The 16,148-nt window shown below is 61.3% G+C and carries 14 protein-coding genes; 6 read left to right on the plus strand and 8 right to left on the minus strand.

The window, feature by feature from the left end; translation table 11 throughout:
- Positions 1-111: 111 nt before the first annotated feature.
- The 3 genes from AC3WKX_RS28535 to AC3WKX_RS28545 all read right to left on the minus strand — a co-directional run bounded on the left by AC3WKX_RS28535 (position 112) and on the right by AC3WKX_RS28545 (position 3,374).
- Positions 112-876 carry a transporter substrate-binding domain-containing protein gene (locus AC3WKX_RS28535; protein WP_003212408.1) on the minus strand — a complete coding sequence of 255 codons (765 nt, stop codon included), beginning with the start codon at positions 874-876 and terminating at the stop codon, positions 112-114.
- A gap of 354 nt (positions 877-1,230) precedes the next feature.
- Positions 1,231-1,740 carry a prolyl-tRNA synthetase associated domain-containing protein gene (locus AC3WKX_RS28540; RefSeq protein WP_102369533.1) on the minus strand — a complete coding sequence of 170 codons (510 nt, stop codon included), beginning with the start codon at positions 1,738-1,740 and terminating at the stop codon, positions 1,231-1,233.
- Between the two features lie 92 nt (positions 1,741-1,832).
- Positions 1,833-3,374 (minus strand): HAL/PAL/TAL family ammonia-lyase, encoded by a 1,542-nt coding sequence (locus AC3WKX_RS28545; RefSeq protein ID WP_102605880.1) that lies wholly within the window; start codon positions 3,372-3,374, stop codon positions 1,833-1,835.
- 136 nt (positions 3,375-3,510) lie between these two features.
- Between AC3WKX_RS28545 and AC3WKX_RS28550 the strand changes: the two genes are divergently transcribed.
- The 3 genes from AC3WKX_RS28550 (at position 3,511) to AC3WKX_RS28560 (ending at position 7,563) form a co-directional block, all read left to right on the plus strand.
- Positions 3,511-4,449 (plus strand): LysR substrate-binding domain-containing protein, encoded by a 939-nt coding sequence (locus AC3WKX_RS28550; protein ID WP_087694655.1) that lies wholly within the window; start codon positions 3,511-3,513, stop codon positions 4,447-4,449.
- A gap of 117 nt (positions 4,450-4,566) precedes the next feature.
- The gene (locus AC3WKX_RS28555; RefSeq protein ID WP_102605881.1) at positions 4,567-6,606 is read left to right on the plus strand and encodes an NADPH-dependent 2,4-dienoyl-CoA reductase; all 2,040 of its coding nucleotides are present in this window, start codon (positions 4,567-4,569) and stop codon (positions 6,604-6,606) included.
- A 57-nt stretch (positions 6,607-6,663) separates the two neighbouring features.
- Positions 6,664-7,563, plus strand: coding sequence for a 1-aminocyclopropane-1-carboxylate deaminase/D-cysteine desulfhydrase (locus tag AC3WKX_RS28560; protein WP_102605882.1), 900 nt, complete (start codon positions 6,664-6,666; stop codon positions 7,561-7,563).
- 117 nt (positions 7,564-7,680) lie between these two features.
- Here AC3WKX_RS28560 and AC3WKX_RS28565 read toward each other — a convergent pair whose 3' ends face one another.
- The 3 genes from AC3WKX_RS28565 to AC3WKX_RS28575 form a co-directional block, all read right to left on the minus strand.
- A complete protein-coding gene (locus AC3WKX_RS28565; RefSeq protein WP_102605883.1) occupies positions 7,681-8,241 on the minus strand; it encodes a cytochrome b in 561 nt (186 codons plus the stop codon).
- Positions 8,242-8,364: 123 nt separating this feature from the next.
- Positions 8,365-9,192, minus strand: coding sequence for a phosphonoacetaldehyde hydrolase (gene phnX / locus AC3WKX_RS28570; RefSeq protein ID WP_102605884.1), 828 nt, complete (start codon positions 9,190-9,192; stop codon positions 8,365-8,367).
- Positions 9,193-9,219: 27 nt separating this feature from the next.
- Positions 9,220-10,329: a 2-aminoethylphosphonate--pyruvate transaminase gene (locus AC3WKX_RS28575; RefSeq protein ID WP_003212425.1), complete on the minus strand. Its 1,110-nt coding sequence runs from the start codon at positions 10,327-10,329 to the stop codon at positions 9,220-9,222.
- 112 nt (positions 10,330-10,441) lie between these two features.
- Here AC3WKX_RS28575 and AC3WKX_RS28580 point away from each other — a divergent pair, with 112 nt between their 5' ends.
- Complete coding sequence (locus tag AC3WKX_RS28580) at positions 10,442-11,299, plus strand: LysR substrate-binding domain-containing protein (protein WP_003212427.1); 858 nt, start codon at positions 10,442-10,444, stop codon at positions 11,297-11,299.
- 125 nt (positions 11,300-11,424) lie between these two features.
- Here AC3WKX_RS28580 and AC3WKX_RS28585 read toward each other — a convergent pair whose 3' ends face one another.
- Positions 11,425-12,297 (minus strand): LysR substrate-binding domain-containing protein, encoded by an 873-nt coding sequence (locus tag AC3WKX_RS28585; protein WP_003212428.1) that lies wholly within the window; start codon positions 12,295-12,297, stop codon positions 11,425-11,427.
- A gap of 266 nt (positions 12,298-12,563) precedes the next feature.
- On the opposite strand from AC3WKX_RS28585, the gene AC3WKX_RS28590 reads away from it, so the two are divergent.
- Both AC3WKX_RS28590 and AC3WKX_RS28595 read left to right on the plus strand, forming a co-directional pair.
- Positions 12,564-13,877 carry an MFS transporter gene (locus tag AC3WKX_RS28590; protein ID WP_102369529.1) on the plus strand — a complete coding sequence of 438 codons (1,314 nt, stop codon included), beginning with the start codon at positions 12,564-12,566 and terminating at the stop codon, positions 13,875-13,877.
- Positions 13,878-13,986: 109 nt separating this feature from the next.
- Positions 13,987-14,694, plus strand: a complete 708-nt coding sequence (locus AC3WKX_RS28595) for a YebC/PmpR family DNA-binding transcriptional regulator (RefSeq protein WP_003212432.1) — start codon at positions 13,987-13,989, stop codon at positions 14,692-14,694.
- 123 nt (positions 14,695-14,817) lie between these two features.
- Here AC3WKX_RS28595 and AC3WKX_RS28600 read toward each other — a convergent pair whose 3' ends face one another.
- Positions 14,818-16,140, minus strand: a complete 1,323-nt coding sequence (locus AC3WKX_RS28600; RefSeq protein ID WP_102605890.1) for a leucine-rich repeat-containing protein kinase family protein — start codon at positions 16,138-16,140, stop codon at positions 14,818-14,820.
- Positions 16,141-16,148 lie beyond the last annotated feature (8 nt).

The following is a 16,148-nucleotide window of genomic DNA, read 5'->3' on the forward strand; positions in this document are numbered from 1 at the left end:
AGAGCGTTTTGCTTACTTTTGCGCTGTTCAAAAGTGAGCCGCTGTAAGAGCGGAACCAATCTCAGCCATCACCCAAATAACGGATATGCCCCCACCCCAACCAGGAACGCCTCAGGACTTAGGCGTCAAATCCACCTTGAACCATTTTTCGCTGAGTTTCTTAACAGTCCCATCAGCAATCGCTTCTTTCAACGCCGCATCAAACTTGGCCTTCAACTCCGGATCGCTCTTGCGAAAACCCAGGCCCTCGCCATCACCCCAGATAGGGCCTTTGATCTGCGGCCCGGTATACGCCAGCCCCTTGTTCTCAGGCTTGGACATGATCGAATCAAGGAACGTAACGTCATCAAAAATCGCGTCAATACGGCCCGATTGCAGATCAAGAATCGCATCGGCCGACGTGTTGTACTCACGAATCGTCGCCACGTCCTTGAAGTTCTCATCAATGAACTTGGTGTAAATGATGCCTGAAGCGATCCCGATGGTTTTACCCTTCAGCGCCTGACGCAACGGCTCGATCGCATCGTGAATCGCCTTCGGATCAGCACTCAGCGTAATCGCATTCGCCGCCCCGGTTTTACCCGGCAGCAACGCCGCATCCTGCGCGACAAAGTTGGCCGGCGTCTGCGCGTAGGGAATCGAAAAATCCATGACCTGCTTACGGTCGTCAGTGATAACGATCGCATCCATCAACACATCAAACTTCCCTGCGTTGAGACTGGCAATCATGCCATCCCAGTTCTGCACGGTGATCTTGCACTGCAGCTTCATCTTGGCGCACAGGTAGTCCATCAGCTCAGGCTCGAAACCACTGATCTTCCCGCCTGGCAATGTCAGGTTCCAGGGCTCGTACGCGCCCTCGGTCGCGATGTTCACGGACGTCCAGTCCTTTGCCTGCAGTCCGGAAGCACTTGCCATCACTAGGGTCGCTACAGCAACAGAGCCTAACCAATTCGATTTTTTAGCGGTCATTTCTATTTCCTACCAATGTTTTGATGTGGGCTTAGGACTTTTTTCTCGAACGCATACAGGTTTGGGGACTGGCCGATTCGCTCTCCAGTCTGCACATGACTCCACATGTACATACATGTCATTGCAAAATATTTGCCAGCTTTTAAAAATAAATAACCTATTGATTTTCAAGGAAATTAAACATGGTTAGAAAATGTGCGCGGTTTTTTCGCCCTGTTTTGGGTCGATAGGTAGCGTTTTGCACCCGCCCGTGCGCTGTCAGGTGTCAGGCGTGGGGGCAGGGTTCGCGGTGAGTATTGGCGTGAATCCCAGGTGCTCAAGCAGTCGCGCCATATCGCGGACTGCGATCGACAGGGTCGCGGTATTCACCAGCGGATGGCAGAGAATCCTGTCGCCGTTCCACACCTCTTCGGCGATCACAACCTGGGTGACGCGCTGCACGTCATTGCACAACCCCAGCAATGACACCGCTCCCGGCTCCACGCCCAGGGTTTCCATCAGGCGGCGCGGCGAGGCGAATCTCAGGCCCTTGAGGCCGAGGGTTTGCGAGAGTGCACGCAGGTCCAGGCGCTGCTCGCTCTTGAGCACCACCAGGGTGGGATTCAAGCCTTTGGCATCGCACAGGAAGATGTTCTTGACCGCCTGCCCGCTGATTCCGATGTCCAGTTTGTCGGCTTCTTCGCAGGTGCGCACGGCGCTGTGTTCCACGTATTCATAGGCAATGGAGCAGGTATCGAGCAGGTGTAGAACGTCTTTGGGTTGAAGCATTCGCAAAGTCCCCGGGTATCGCTTTGTCTGCGCCAAAAATGGCAAAGGCCCGCCGTCCGAAAAGGAGGGCAGGCCGTTTGACGGCGTGGTTGTCAGTTCAGGTGATGGGCCACCAGGTCGTTAATTTTCCCGCTGCGCACTTGGTGAATCACACTGGCCATGTCAGCGTAAAACGCGCGGTCGTTATCCGCCACCGGCACTTCACTGCGCACCAGGTCATAGACCGCCTTGGTCGCGGTCGATGCCTTGTTCACATCGTGGAAATCCAGGGCCTGGCACGCGACCAGCACTTCGATGGCCACCACCGACTGGAGTTTTTGCGAGACTTTGTAGGCCTTGATCACCGCGTTGTAGGCCAGGCTGACCGGGTCTTCCTGGTTGCCGCAGGTCGAGACGCTGTCGATCGACGACGGCATCGACAGGGTTTTCATCTCGGCGTACAGCCCGGCGGCGGTGTACTGGACGATCATGTAGCCGCTGTTCAGGCCCGGGTTGCGCACCAGGAAGGCCGGCATTTCGCTGAAGTGCGAGTTGATCATGCGGTCGGTCCGGCGCTCGGAAATTTTCGCCAGATTGGTCAGCGCCACACACAGTGTGTCGGCTGCAATCCCGATGTAGGTGCCGTCGAAGTTGGCGCCGGAAATCGCGATACCGTCACCGTCGTCCAGCGGGAAAATCACCGGGTTGTCGCCCGAAGAATTGATTTCGCGCTCGATGGTTTCCCGCGCGTAGTTGATGAACTGCCGGGAAGCACCATGCACTTGGGGGATGGCACGCAGGCTGTAGACGTCCTGCAGGCGGTAATCGATGTTGTCTGCGATGAGCTGGCTGTCGTGCAGGATAGCCTTGATATTGGCGGCGGTTGCGGCCTGTGCGGGGTGAGCCTTGATCGAGTGGTAGCGCGGGTCGAACGCGCGGATGGTGCCCTTGAGCGCCTCCAGCGACATGGCCGCCGCCACGTCCGCCAGGTCCGCAGCCTGCATCGCGTTGTACAGCGCCAGCGTAGCGATGGCGGTCACCGACGTGGTGCCGTTCAACATCGCCAGGCCTTCCTTGCACTGCAGGTCGGTCGGTTGCAGGCCGACCTGTTGCAGGGCGGTTGCCCCATCCACCAGTGCACCGCCCTTGACGCTGGCACGGCCTTCTCCGAGCAGCACCAGGGCCAGGTGGCCTTCTACCGCGAGGTAACCCACCGAGCCTTCGCCCGGCGCAAAGGGCACCACGTCGTGGTTGAGCAGGCCGGCGATCAGTTCCAGCAGTTCCAGGCGCACCCCGGAGTAGCCTTTGCCCAGGCTGATCAACACCATCAACTGGATCGCCCGCACCTGTTCACGCACCAGCGGTTCGCCGACGGAAACAGCGTGGGAACGCACGATGTTGACTTGCAGTTCCTTGGCGTTTTCCGGCGAGATCACATGCCGCACGTTGTCGCCAAAACCGGTGGTCACGCCGTACACCAAACGGTTTTCATCGAGGAATCGCTCGATCAACCCACGGGACTTTTTAACCCGGTTCTTGTAACTGTCGGCAAACGAAACAGTGGCCGAATAGCGGGCGATCGCCACGAACTCTTCGATGCTGGGTTCTCTGTCGCCTAACACGACATGGGTAATTTGTTCAGGCAGGGTTTTCATCAGCGACTCCAGCAGGGCGTAACGCAATGGGGTGGGAAGTGGTTTAACTCTACGGGTTGCACTGACTGAAGAAAATATGAGGTTTTCTGTTACTTTTAGTAGAAAATCTAAACTGCTGAAGTCGCGAGATTCCCCCATGAGCCGTTTACCGCCGTTGCGCGCGTTGCAAGTGTTTGAAGTGGTGGGCCACTGCGCCGGTATGTCCCAGGCGGCGATTCGCCTGGGGATCTCGGTGGGCGCTGTCAGCCAGCAAATGAAACTGCTCGAAGATGCCCTGGGCATTAAGCTGACGCTCAAGGACGGCCAGCGCCTGCGCTTGAACAGCGTCGGCGAACGCCTGCACGCCCGCTGCACCGCGGCGTTCGAAGAACTCAGGCTGGCGGTGGCCGAGGCCGAGCGGGCGAAGAATCCCAACAACCTGTATATCAGTTGCCTGCCTTCGCTGATGACCAAATGGCTGTCGCCGCTGATCGACGAGTGGGGGCAGGACGAAACCGACCTGGACATCTACCTCGACAGCACCCTCGATGATGCATCGGGGGAGGAAAGTGCCGACTTTCGCATCGGTTATGGCGAGCACCCCGAGCATGCCGGGCATAGCGTGCCGCTGTTCCGCGATTGTGTGGTGCCCACCTGTTCACCGCAGTTGCTGGAACGGGTTGCGTGCGCGCGGGACTTGCTCGATTACCGCCTGATCGGCATCGACTCGCGGCCCAAATTCGATTCGCCGCCTTCGTGGACCCAATGGTTCAGCGAGCTGGAAGGGCAAACCGGCCAGCCCATCGTGATCCGCCGCAATTATTCATCATCGATTACCGCGATCCAGGCGGCCATCGACCGGCAAGGCATCGTGCTGGCGCAGTTCTCAATGATCGCCGGGGACCTGCGCGCCGGTCGGCTGGTGATTCCCTGGCGGTTCGCCGTGCCGCTGGCGGCGCCGTACTACCTGAGTTGGCACCCCAATACCCTGCACAAACAGCAGTGCCGCGGGTTTCAACGCTGGATGATCGGGCAGGGGCAGAAACAGGAGAAAATTACCGCTGCCATGCTTTCTGCTGCGCACTTTGATCATTAAGTTGTCACTTACGGTCATTGAGCGCCAGCCGGCGGACTCTTAGTCTGTGGGACATAAACCGATGGAGTGCCATTCGAGCGCTCCACGTCCCGTGATGATCCGTTGTGGAGCTGTACCATGACCGCTGCTGCCTACCCGCACTTGCTGGCCCCGTTGGACCTGGGTTTTACCACCCTGCGCAACCGCACCCTGATGGGCTCGATGCACACCGGCCTTGAAGAAAAACCCGGTGGCTTCGAGCGCATGGCGGCCTATTTTGCCGAACGTGCCCGTGGCGGCGTGGGCCTGATGGTCACCGGCGGCATTGGCCCCAACGATGAAGGTGGGGTGTATGGCGGTGCGGCCAAGCTGACCACCGACGAAGAAGCGCAGAAGCACAAGATCGTCACCCGGGCGGTGCACGAGGCGGGCGGCAAGATCTGCATGCAGATCCTCCACGCCGGGCGTTATGCCTACAGCCCGAAGCAGGTGGCACCGAGCGCGATCCAGGCGCCGATCAACCCGTTCAAGCCCAAAGAGCTGGACGAAGAAGGCATCGAAAAACAGATCAATGATTTCGTCACCTGCTCGGTGCTGGCCCAGGTCGCCGAGTACGACGGCGTGGAAATCATGGGTTCGGAAGGCTACTTCATCAACCAGTTCCTCGCCGCCCACACCAACCACCGCACCGACCGTTGGGGTGGCAGCTACGAAAACCGCATGCGTCTGCCGGTGGAAATCGTGCGCCGGGTGCGCGAAGCCGTAGGCCCGAATTTCATCATCATCTTCCGCCTGTCGATGCTCGACCTGGTGGAAGGCGGCAGCACCTGGGAAGAGATCGTGCAGTTGGCCAAGGCCATCGAGCAGGCCGGTGCAACGATCATCAACACCGGCATCGGCTGGCACGAAGCGCGGATCCCGACCATCGCCACCAAGGTGCCGCGTGGCGCGTTCAGCAAGGTCACCGCGAAGTTGCGCGGTGCGGTGCAGATTCCGTTGATCACCACCAACCGAATCAACACCCCGGAAATCGCCGAGCAGATTTTGGCCGAAGGCGATGCCGACATGGTCTCGATGGCTCGCCCATTCCTCGCCGACCCGGACTTCGTCAACAAGGCTGCCGAAGGCCGCGCCGATGAGATCAACACCTGCATCGGCTGCAACCAGGCCTGCCTGGACCACACCTTCGGCGGCAAGCTGACCACCTGCCTGGTCAACCCGCGTGCGTGCTACGAGACCGAGCTCAACTACCTGCCGGTCAAGCAGATCAAGAAAATCGCCGTGGTCGGTGCCGGTCCTGCGGGCCTGGCGGCCGCCACCGTCGCCGCCGAGCGTGGGCATCAAGTGACGCTGTTCGATTCGGCCAGCGAGATCGGCGGCCAGTTCAACATCGCCAAGCGTGTGCCGGGCAAGGAAGAGTTCTTCGAGACCCTGCGCTACTTCAAGCGCAAGTTGCAGACCACTCACGTCGAGCTGTGCCTGAACACTCGGGTCGACGTTGAGCAGCTCGTTGCGGGCGGCTACGACGAGATCATTCTCGCCACCGGCATCGCGCCGCGCACGCCGGCTATCCCGGGCGTGGAAAATGCCAAGGTGCTGAGCTACCTGGACGTGATCCTGGAGCGCAAGCCGGTGGGCCATCGCGTGGCGGTGATCGGTGCCGGCGGTATCGGGTTTGACGTGTCGGAATTCCTCGTGCACCAGGGCGTGTCCACCAGTCTGGACCGCGAGGCGTTCTGGAAAGAGTGGGGCATCGACACCCACCTGGAAGCCCGCGGCGGTGTGGCCGGGATCAAGCCCGAGCGCCATGCGCCGGCGCGTGAAGTGTTCCTGTTGCAGCGCAAGACCTCCAAGGTCGGTGACGGCCTGGGCAAGACCACCGGCTGGATCCACCGCACCGGCTTGAAGAACAAGCAGGTGCAGATGCTCAACAGCGTCGAGTACCTGAAGATCGACGATGAGGGCCTGCACATCCGCATCGGCGCCGAGGGTGAACCGAAGGTGCTGGCGGTGGACAACATCGTGATCTGCGCCGGGCAGGACCCGCTGCGGGAATTGCAGGATGGCCTGGTGGCGGCCGGGCAGAACGTGCACCTTATCGGCGGTGCGGACGTGGCGGCCGAGCTGGATGCCAAGCGCGCCATCAACCAGGGTTCGCGCCTGGCGGCCGAGCTGTAAACACGTAAAAGGGGCGGTGGTAGACTACCGCCCCTTTTCTTGTGCAGAACCGCCCTCATGGGTCCTTTCGACTGGCTTCCCCACGCGCCCCTTGAACCCCTGAAGCTGGACTGGATGGGGCTGGTGGAAGTCGCCGTACTGCGCCTGGATCGCATCGACCCGCTGATCAGCGGCAACAAGTGGTTCAAGCTCACCGAGCACCTGGCGCAAGGCCGGGCGGCGGGCGCCAGGGGGATCATCAGCCTGGGCGGCGCTTACTCCAATCACCTGCATGCACTGGCGGCGGCCGGGAAACGCTTCGGCTTTCCTACCGTTGGCTTGCTGCGTGGCCATCCGCAAGACACTCCCACGGTGCTCGACCTCAAGGCCTTCGGCATGCAACTTCATTGGCTGGGGTATGGCGGCTATCGCGCGCGCAACGAGCCGGACTTCTGGCTGCCCTGGCGCGAGCAGTATCCGCACCTGCACCCGGTACCTGAAGGCGGCGGGGGCCTGGCGGGCGCGTTGGGTTGCGGGGTTTTGGTGAATCAGGCGCGGGCACAATTAAACGGCCTGGGCTGGACGGACTATCACGGTTGGTGGCTGGCGGCAGGCACCGGTACTACATTGGCGGGATTGGTGCTGGCGGAGGCGGGCGCGCATCCGGTATATGGCGCCCTGGCGGTGCCCGACGACCACGGGGTGGCGCAACAGGTGCAGGCGCTTGTGCAGCAGGGTTATGAATTGCTGGAGGCCAGCCGGGGCGGCTTTGCCAAGGTTGATCCGGAGTTGCTGGCCTTTATCGACGCTACCGAGCAAGCCTGTGGTCTGGCGCTGGAGCCGCTGTATACCGGCAAGGCGTTATTGGCGTTGAAACAACAGATTGAAGCCGGGAGATTTTCCCCCGGCACCCGCCTGATCTTCGTCCACACCGGTGGCCTGCAGGGCCGCCGGGGTTTCCCTGTTGCACCCGGTTAATGTAGGCGCTGGCTTGCCTGCGATGCAGACACCGCGGTGTATCAGTGGCACCGAGGTGATGCTATCGCAGGCAAGCCAGCTCCCCCACAAGCCAGCTGCCACATTCAATCCGTGGGCTTACTGAAGGTTCCCTCTCTTGCCGGGCATCATTCTCAATGCAGTGTTGTCTCGCAGCACATAGTGATGGGCCAATCCGGCCAACGCATGCAGCCCGATCAGCCAGTAGCCGATCTTGCCGAACAGCACGTGCCAGCTTTCAATTTCCTTGGCCAACGCTTTGTTCTCGGCAATCAGCGGCGGCAACTCGATGCCGTAGAACATCACCGAATGCCCCTCGGCGCTGACGATCAGCCAGCCGGCGATGGGCATGCCGATCATCAAGGCGTACAGCGCCATGTGCATCAGGGTGGCGAGGAGGGTTTGCCATTGCGGCGGGGCAGGGACGATCTTCGGTGCCACGCCCAGGCTGCGGGCGAACAACCGTAGCCATACCAGCACAAACACCGTCAGGCCGAACATGAAGTGCATTTCCACGATCAACGTACGTGCGCCGCTGCCTTTGGGAAACTGCCCGCGTAACTCAATGCAGGCGTAGACCACCGCCAGCAGCACCACCATCAGCCAGTGCAACGCAATCGACATGGTGCTGTAACGCGTATCGGAATTTTTCCAGGGCATCGCTTTCTTCCTCACTCATCAGGGCAAACCTCCGTTCTTTCGCGACGGAGTCCTTTCAATGTAAGCCTGTTTTACGAGGTTTGCCCGTAAGAGGAAGACGAAGAAGCGATGTTTTGACACCGATCAGTTGCCCTGCGGCATTTCACCCCGTGCCAGGCGCTGGTTGATGTCGGCGATCACCGCAGGCAGGTCGGTGATGGTGTCGATCATGTAGTGTGGGCGCGAGCCTTCGAACATGGCCTGGATACGCGTGCGTTCGCTGGCGAGTGTGCCGGCGTCGAGGGCGCGGAACTGCTCGTAGGTCAGGCCCAGGGCGTTGCCCGAACAGGTCAGCGCCACGGTCCACATCCCGGCGCGACGGCCTTCGAGGATGCCCGGCACGGTGTCGTCGATCTTCACGCAGGCCGCTACGTCATCGATCCCGAGGGCGATCACGTTGGCCAGGGCCAGGGCCGGCCATGGTCGGCCGTTGGGTACTTCGTCGGTGGCGACCACGTGGTCGGCGATATAGCCATTGGTGGCAGCCAGTTCGACCACCTTGTCCATCACCTGCTTGGGGTAGCCGGAGCACGAACCGATCTTGATCCCTTGCTGGCGCAGGTTGGCGATAGTGTCCAGGGCACCGGGGATCAATGCCGAGTGCTCGGCGATCTTCTCGATCTGCAGCGGCATGAAGCGCTGGTAGATGGCGGTCACATCATCGTCAGTCGGTGTGCGGCCAAAGGCCTTGCGATAGCGCTCGGCCACCTGCGGCTGGTCGCACAGGGTGCGGATGTGGTCCCACTTGCCCATGCCCATCGGGCCACGGGCTTCTTCGATGGAGACCTGCACGTCGAACTCGGCGAAGGCTTCGACAAAAATCTGCGTGGGCGCGAACGAGCCGAAATCGACCACGGTGCCGGCCCAGTCGAGGATCGCGGCTTGAAGCTGGGTTGGGTTTGCGTAGTTCATGGTTCAGATCCTGTGAGTAGTGGGCAGTCAGATGTCGAGCACGTTCATTTCTTGCAGCACCTCGGCTACCGCCGCGACCGCGGCTTGCATCTCGGCCTGGTTCACATGGCCGATGCAGCCCACGCGGAAGGTTTCCACCTGGGTCAATTTGCCGGGATAAAGGATGAAGCCCTTGGCCTTGACCCGTTCGTAGAACTCCTTGAACTGGTAGCGCGGGTCTTTCGGCGCGTGGAAGGTAACGATGATCGGCGCCTGGATCGCTGCGGGCAGGAAGCTGCGCAGGCCCAGTTCGGCCATGCCGTCCAGCAATGCCTGGCAGTTGTCGGCATAGCGCTGGTGCCGGGCGGGCAGGCCGCCTTCTTCGTTGTATTGCAGCAGCGCTTCGTGCAGCGCCGCCACCACGTGGGTCGGCGGTGTGAAGCGCCATTGGCCGGTCTTGGCCATGTAGCTGTGCTGGTCGAAAAGGTCCATCGCCAGGGAGTGGCAGTTGCCTTGGGCTGCAGCCAGCGCCTGCTTTTCAGCGAACACAAAACCCATCCCCGGTACGCCTTCCAGGCACTTGCCGGAGGCGGCGATCAGCGCGTCGAACGGCACCTCGCGGGCGTCGATCGGCAGCGCGCCGAAGGAACTCATGGCGTCGATAATCAGGCGCTTGCCGTGGCGGGCGATGACCTGGGCGATCTCGGGCAACGGGTTGAGAATCCCGGTGCTGGTTTCGCAATGGATCAGTGCGACGTGGGTGATGCCCTTGTCGGCGTGCAACAGGCGGTCGACGTCGGCGGCGGTGGTGGGTTCGTCCTCGGCAGTTTCAAAGGTACTGAACTCGCGGCCGAGCACTTCGCAAATCTTCGCCAGGCGCTTGCCGTAGGCGCCGTTGATCAGCACCAGCACCTTGCCGTCCCGTGGCACGAGGGTGCCGATGGCCGCTTCCACGGCAAAGGTGCCGCTGCCTTGCAATGGCACGCAATGGTGGCTGGCGGTGCCGTTGACGATCACCAGCAGTTGCTCGCAAAGACTGGCGGTCAGTTGATTGAAGCGGTCATCCCATGAACCCCAGTCGACCATCATGGCCTGGCGGGTGCGGGCCGAGGTGGTCAAGGGCCCCGGGGTCAGCAGGATCGGCGCGGCAGTGCTCATTCGTGTGTCCTCGCAAAACATTGGGATGAAGTTACGGCGCCTAAATTGCAGTTTGGCTTGTCATCAATCAAATTGTTTGTTGTTATGCGAGCTATCAGTGAGGCCGATAGCTATGAACCTGTTTCAACTGCGTGCGTTTGATGCGGTGGCCCGCGAGGGCAGTTTTACCCGGGCGGCCGAGCGCCTGTTTATCAGCCAGCCGGCGGTGACCGGGCATATCAAGGCGCTGGAGGAGCACTACCAGATCGCGCTGCTGCGGCGTACCGCGCGGCGGGTGGAGTTGACCGAGGAGGGCACCAAACTCGCGGCGATCACCCGGGCGATCTTCGGCCTGGTGGAAGAGGCGCAGACGTTGCTGGAGGCCAACCGGCAATTACTTACCGGGCGCCTGGAAGTGGCGGCGGACGGGCCGCACATGGTCATGCCGATGCTGGCCAGCCTACGGCAGCGGTATCCGGGGATTACTGTCAATTTGCGCCTGGGCAATGCGCAGGAAACCCTCGCGGCGCTGTTGTCGGAGCGGGCTGACGTGGCGGTGTTGACCGAGGTGGAGCCGCGCAAGGGCCTGCACTTGCAGCCGTTGATCGAGTCACGGATTTGCGCGTTGGTGCCTGCGGGGCATCCGTGGCTGGCGGAGCCTGCGGGGATTCGGCTGGAGCAATTGGATCAGGTGATCATGGTGTTGCGTGAACCCAGCTCGATCACGCGGCGGACCTTTGACGATGCCTGCGCCCAGGCCGGCGTGCAGCCCCGGGTGTTGCTGGAACTGGACAGCCGTGAGGCGGTGACGGAAGCGGTGGCGGCCGAGTTGGGGGTTGGGGTGGTGTCGTCGATGGAAGTCAGCCGGGATCCGCGGGTGCACGCGATTCCGATCCAGGGCGAGGGGCTGGTGAACCGGCATGTGATCGGGTGCATGGAGCGGCGGCGGGAGTTGCGGTTGATTCAGGCGTTTTTCGAGTTGGCGCCTTAGAGGGTGTTGGCTTGAGATCTAGTTGGCCCCTTCGCGAGCAAGCCCGCTCCCACATTCGACCGCGTTCCATCGGTAGAACTCGGTCAACTGTGGGAGCGGGCTTGCTCGCGAAGGGGCCCTCAACTTCACCGCAAACTTTCCCGCACAATCTCCAGAAAAGTCGCCACCACCCGCCGCGAACTCTGCTCCTTCAAGCACACCAGTGTTTCCTTCATCCGCTGCGTACAGTCACGGATCGGCATCGCATACACCCGCGAATCTGCGCCAAACTCCGCAGCCGACACCACGCCCACGCCAATCCCCACCACCACCGCCTCCCGCGCGGCTTCCCGGCCTTCCACCTGGATCGCCGGGCGAATGCGCAGCCCGGCCTGGTGCATTTCCTGCTCCAGGGTCTGGCGGGTCACCGAGCCGATTTCCCGCAACACCAGCGGCGTATCGTCCAGGTCCGCCAGGCAGATCGACTCGCGGCCCGCCCACGGGTGGTTGCGGGCGACAAACGCGAGCAATTGGTCATCGGGCAGCGGCAGTGACAGCAGCCGCTCGTCGTCCACATCGCGCCCCAGCAGCGCGAGGTCGGCCTGGTAGTTGTACAGGCGAAACAGTGATTCATCGGTGTTGCCGGTTTCGATCTTCACGCTGATGCCCGGGTACAACTGGCAGAAGCGCGCAATCTGCGGCAGCACATGCACCGGGGCGTCCACCGCGAGTGTCAGGGTGCCGGTTTGCAAGGCGCGGGAATCCTGCAACAGCTCTTCGGCTTCCGCCGCGACGGCAAACAGACGCTGGGTGATGCTCAACAGGCGCTCGCCGAGGTCGGTCAAGCGCACCGAACGTTTGTTGCGATGAAACAGCAGCACGCCGAAACGTTCCTCAAGCTTGCGCACCTGGTCGGAAATGGCCGGCTGGCTGAGGAACAAGCGTTCGGCGGCGTGGGTAAAACTGCCGTGTACGGCCACCGCATGGAAGGCTTTGAGTTGCGCGTGAGACACCGACATCGCGAATCCTCTTACAAGCTCAGCTTATATTTGAAATACGATAAATCGATTTTACCTATTAGTCAGCCATTGCTTTGATAGCCCCAGTCGCCGTAGGTCGAGTCCTACACCTTCGGCGGCCATGGGTCTTCTGCGTGCTCACCAGCGGGACTCATCTGACCAATACCGCGCCCCTCCAAGCGCCGGTACTGCAGTGCTCAACAATAAAAATACAGGCGTTTGCTTTTCATTCTGCCGGCACACTCACACCCGAGGTCAGAACCACCATGAATACTCCCTTGAGTCACATCAAGCGTTGGCGCGTGCAGATTTTCGCCATCACCTGGCTGGCGTACGCGGCCTTCTATTTCACCCGCAAAGCTTTTTCGGTGGCCAAGCTGGGGATCGTCGACGACCCGAGTTTCCCGCTGGACAAGATGATGATGGCCAACCTGGATGGCATTTACCTGGCGGCCTACGCCGTTGGCCAATTCACCTGGGGCATGCTCGCCGACCGTTTCGGGCCGCGTGTGGTGGTACTCGGCGGGTTGCTGATTTCAGCCGCCGCCGCCCTGGTGATGGGCACGTTTGCCACGTTACCGATCTTTGTCACGTGCATGTTGATCCAGGGCCTGGCCCAGTCCACCGGCTGGTCCGGGCTGTGCAAGAACCTTGGCAGTTTCTTCCCGGCGCAGCAGCGTGGCCGGGTGCTGGGTTTATGGAGCTCGTGCTACGCCTTTGGTGGCCTGGTGGCGTCGCCGTTTGCCGGATGGTGGGCGTATACGCTGATCGGCACCTGGCATGCGGCATTTATCTCCAGTGCGGCTGTGGTCTTCGTGGTCGCGGTGCTGTTTTTCATTTTCCAGCGCAACACGCCACAGGATGTGGGGTTACCGGCAGTGGAGCCGGAACCGGAACAGACTGCCGCCGAGAAGAACGCCAGTGTGCTGGAACCGCTGCGGGCCATTTTGCGCAACCGTACTGTGTTGACCCTGGGGCTGGCGTACTTTCTGTTGAAACCGGCGCGTTACGCGATCCTGTTGTGGGGGCCGGTGATTGTGTATGAGCAGATGCCGTCGGTGGGCAAGGTCGGCGCGGCGATTGTGCCGACGGCGTTCGAGCTGGCGGGGTTGCTGGGGCCGATCATGATCGGCATGGCGTCCGACAAACTGTTCGGCGCCCGGCGCATGCCGGCCTGTGTCCTCAGCCTGCTGGCGCTGACCGTGGCCCTGGCGTTGTTCATGGGCGCCTTGCACACCGGCAGCGTGGCGCTGGTGATGGCGCTGCTGTTTGTGATGGGCCTGACCCTGTACGGGCCGGACTCGATGATCAGCAGCACCGCCGCCATCGACTTCGGCACCGCCAAGGCCGGCGCGACGGCGGCGGGGTTCGTCAACGGCTGCGGCTCGGTGGGGGCGATTCTTGGCGGCTTGCTGCCGGGCTACTTCGACACCGTCACGGTGTTTATCGTGTTTGCCGGTGCCGCGCTGTTTTCCTCTCTGGTGTTGATGCCGTACTGGAACGCCAGGCCGGCGGTGCTGGCGCAGGTGGGTGACTTCGTGCCCGACCGTGAACGCGCCATCAATCCCTTGCGGACCTGAGGGGCATGGCCGGTTTTTTGGTGGATTAGAGTGTTTCAGCGCTATAAACTCTGCCCCCAAAGCGCCGGCCAGTAGACGTCTCGGCGCGATGGACAGAAGAGAGTGAGTCATGGGCGCACAGTGGAAAGTCAAACATAAAGAAGCGGCATCCAATGCCAAGGGCAAGATCTTCGGCAAGCTGGTGAAAGAGATCACCATTGCCGCCCGCAACGGTGCCGACACCGCCACCAACGCACACTTGCGCCTGGTGGTGGAGCAGGCCAAAAAGGCCTCGATGCCCAAGGAAACCCTGGAACGCGCGATCAAGAAAGGCGCCGGTCTGCTCGGTGAGACCGTGCAATACCACCGCGTAACCTACGAAGGTTTTGCCCCGCACCAGGTGCCGCTGATCGTTGAATGCGTGACCGACAACATCAACCGCACCGTGGCGGAAATCCGCGTGGCGTTCCGCAAGGGCCAACTCGGCGCGTCCGGCTCCGTGGCCTGGGACTTCAACCATGTAGGCCTGATCGAAGCCTCGCCGGACAGCCCGGAAGCCGATCCGGAAATGGCCGCGATTGAAGCCGGTGCCCAGGATTTCGAGGAAGGCGAGGAAGAAGGCACGACCTTGTTCATCACCGAGACCACCGACCTGGACGCCGTGCAGAAAGCCTTGCCGGAGCAGGGTTTCACCGTGCTGTCGGCCAAGCTCGGCTACATCGCGAAGAACCCGGTGAGCGGTTTGAGCGATGAGCAGATGGCCGAAGTCGAAGCCTTCCTGGAAGGCCTGGACAACCATGATGACGTGCAGGACATGTTCGTCGGGTTGGCGGGTTGATTCTGATTTGATGTGAACCCGGTCCAAATGTGGGAGCGGGCTTGCTCGCGAATACGATGTACCAGCCAAGTATCTATTGACTGACACACCGCATTCGCGAGCAAGCCCGCTCCCACATTGGGTTTAGCGGAGTTTGGAAGACTGCAACAAGCTTGTGATTTCCTCGAACCCAGGCCGGGCCAACACATCCGGCTGGCAGCAGTTGTCCCGCAAGGCTTCCAGTGCCACGCGCTGTTGCTCGTTCAACCCCGCATCAATCCTTTCCAGCAATTCCCCCAGCAACACCCCGAACGCCCTGACTTCGATGCGCTGCAACGCGCGGGTTTCCTGGCTGTCGACCGTGGCGTGAAACGACGCTGCACCAAAGTCCCCAAGCAGACATTCACCGGCTTCATTCCACAGAATGTTGTGGCCGTACAGATCACCGTGGGTGATACCTTGCGCGTGCAGGTGCGCCGCCACCGAAGCGATGCCCCGGGCCATGCGCAGCGCCACATCCGCGCTGAAACGGGTGGTGGGCTCGTAGATATCCCGGGTGCACGACGCCAGGCTCGGCAGCGCCGCAAGGTTGCGATAGTTCGGTTCGATCAGTTGCATCACCAGTGCCGCCTGGCCTTGGGGATGCTCGACGACCCGGCCTTCCACCTTGATCAAATTGGCATGCAATCCGGCGGCAATGCAGGCATGCATTTCGTGCAACGGCGAGCCGTCGCTGGTGATGCTGCCTTTGTACAGTTTGACCGCAACCGCCTTGGCCGGCCCGCCTGGCGGGGTCCAGGACGCCTTGCGGATGATGCCGGAGGCGCCTTCGCCCAACACTTCGCCCAGCACCAGCTCTGACCAGGGAATATTCGGCGTCGCGTCATGGCGGGCCTCTTCCACGGCCATCTCTACCGGATTACCGGCGTAGGCCAGCCAGGTCAGGCTCGGCAAACCCAGCAACCAGTCCGGCAGGCGGGTCATGCGGTTGGAAGCGATGCGGATCAATTCGAGGTTTTTGCACTGGGCGAGACTTTGCGGCAACTGCTCCAGGTGGTTACCGGCCAGCATCATTTTTTGCAGCAAAGGCCGTTCACCCAGTTCGTCCGGCAATTGGCTGATGTGGTTATCGGTGAGGATCAGCCAGCGCAGCAAGGGTGGCAGCGACGTCGCCGGGACACTGCTGATCTGGTTCGACTTGAAGCCGATCATGCTCAACTGCGCGCACTGGCCCAGGCATTGCGGCAGTTCGGTAAAGGCGTTTTCCGAACAGAACAGCACGCGCAAATGGGGCAGGCGGTGCAGGTCATCCGGCAGGCTGCTCAGGGCATTGCCGGTCAGGTTGAGGATTTCCAGGGAGTCGGCCAGGTCGAAGATTTCCCGGGGGAACTCGGTCAGCCCACAGCGCAGGTCCAGGCGTTTGATGCCGGCCAATTGGCCGGCCTTGAGTTGGGCAAGGGTATCCATGAACGGCG

This window comes from Pseudomonas sp. GP01-A4, from assembly GCF_058780865.1.

What these genes read in the sequence shown, in the direction of transcription:
- AC3WKX_RS28540 (WP_102369533.1), bottom strand. Translation starts at nt 1,740, where the DNA reads ATGCTTCAACCCAAAGACGTTCTACACCTGCTCGATACCTGCTCCATT.
- AC3WKX_RS28545 (WP_102605880.1), bottom strand. Translation starts at nt 3,374, where the DNA reads ATGAAAACCCTGCCTGAACAAATTACCCATGTCGTGTTAGGCGACAGA.
- AC3WKX_RS28550 (WP_087694655.1), top strand. Translation starts at nt 3,511, where the DNA reads ATGAGCCGTTTACCGCCGTTGCGCGCGTTGCAAGTGTTTGAAGTGGTG.
- AC3WKX_RS28555 (WP_102605881.1), top strand. Translation starts at nt 4,567, where the DNA reads ATGACCGCTGCTGCCTACCCGCACTTGCTGGCCCCGTTGGACCTGGGT.
- AC3WKX_RS28560 (WP_102605882.1), top strand. Translation starts at nt 6,664, where the DNA reads ATGGGTCCTTTCGACTGGCTTCCCCACGCGCCCCTTGAACCCCTGAAG.
- AC3WKX_RS28565 (WP_102605883.1), bottom strand. Translation starts at nt 8,241, where the DNA reads ATGCCCTGGAAAAATTCCGATACGCGTTACAGCACCATGTCGATTGCG.
- phnX (WP_102605884.1), bottom strand. Translation starts at nt 9,192, where the DNA reads ATGAACTACGCAAACCCAACCCAGCTTCAAGCCGCGATCCTCGACTGG.
- AC3WKX_RS28575 (WP_003212425.1), bottom strand. Translation starts at nt 10,329, where the DNA reads ATGAGCACTGCCGCGCCGATCCTGCTGACCCCGGGGCCCTTGACCACC.
- AC3WKX_RS28580 (WP_003212427.1), top strand. Translation starts at nt 10,442, where the DNA reads ATGAACCTGTTTCAACTGCGTGCGTTTGATGCGGTGGCCCGCGAGGGC.
- AC3WKX_RS28585 (WP_003212428.1), bottom strand. Translation starts at nt 12,297, where the DNA reads ATGTCGGTGTCTCACGCGCAACTCAAAGCCTTCCATGCGGTGGCCGTA.
- AC3WKX_RS28590 (WP_102369529.1), top strand. Translation starts at nt 12,564, where the DNA reads ATGAATACTCCCTTGAGTCACATCAAGCGTTGGCGCGTGCAGATTTTC.
- AC3WKX_RS28595 (WP_003212432.1), top strand. Translation starts at nt 13,987, where the DNA reads ATGGGCGCACAGTGGAAAGTCAAACATAAAGAAGCGGCATCCAATGCC.
- AC3WKX_RS28600 (WP_102605890.1), bottom strand. Translation starts at nt 16,140, where the DNA reads ATGGATACCCTTGCCCAACTCAAGGCCGGCCAATTGGCCGGCATCAAA.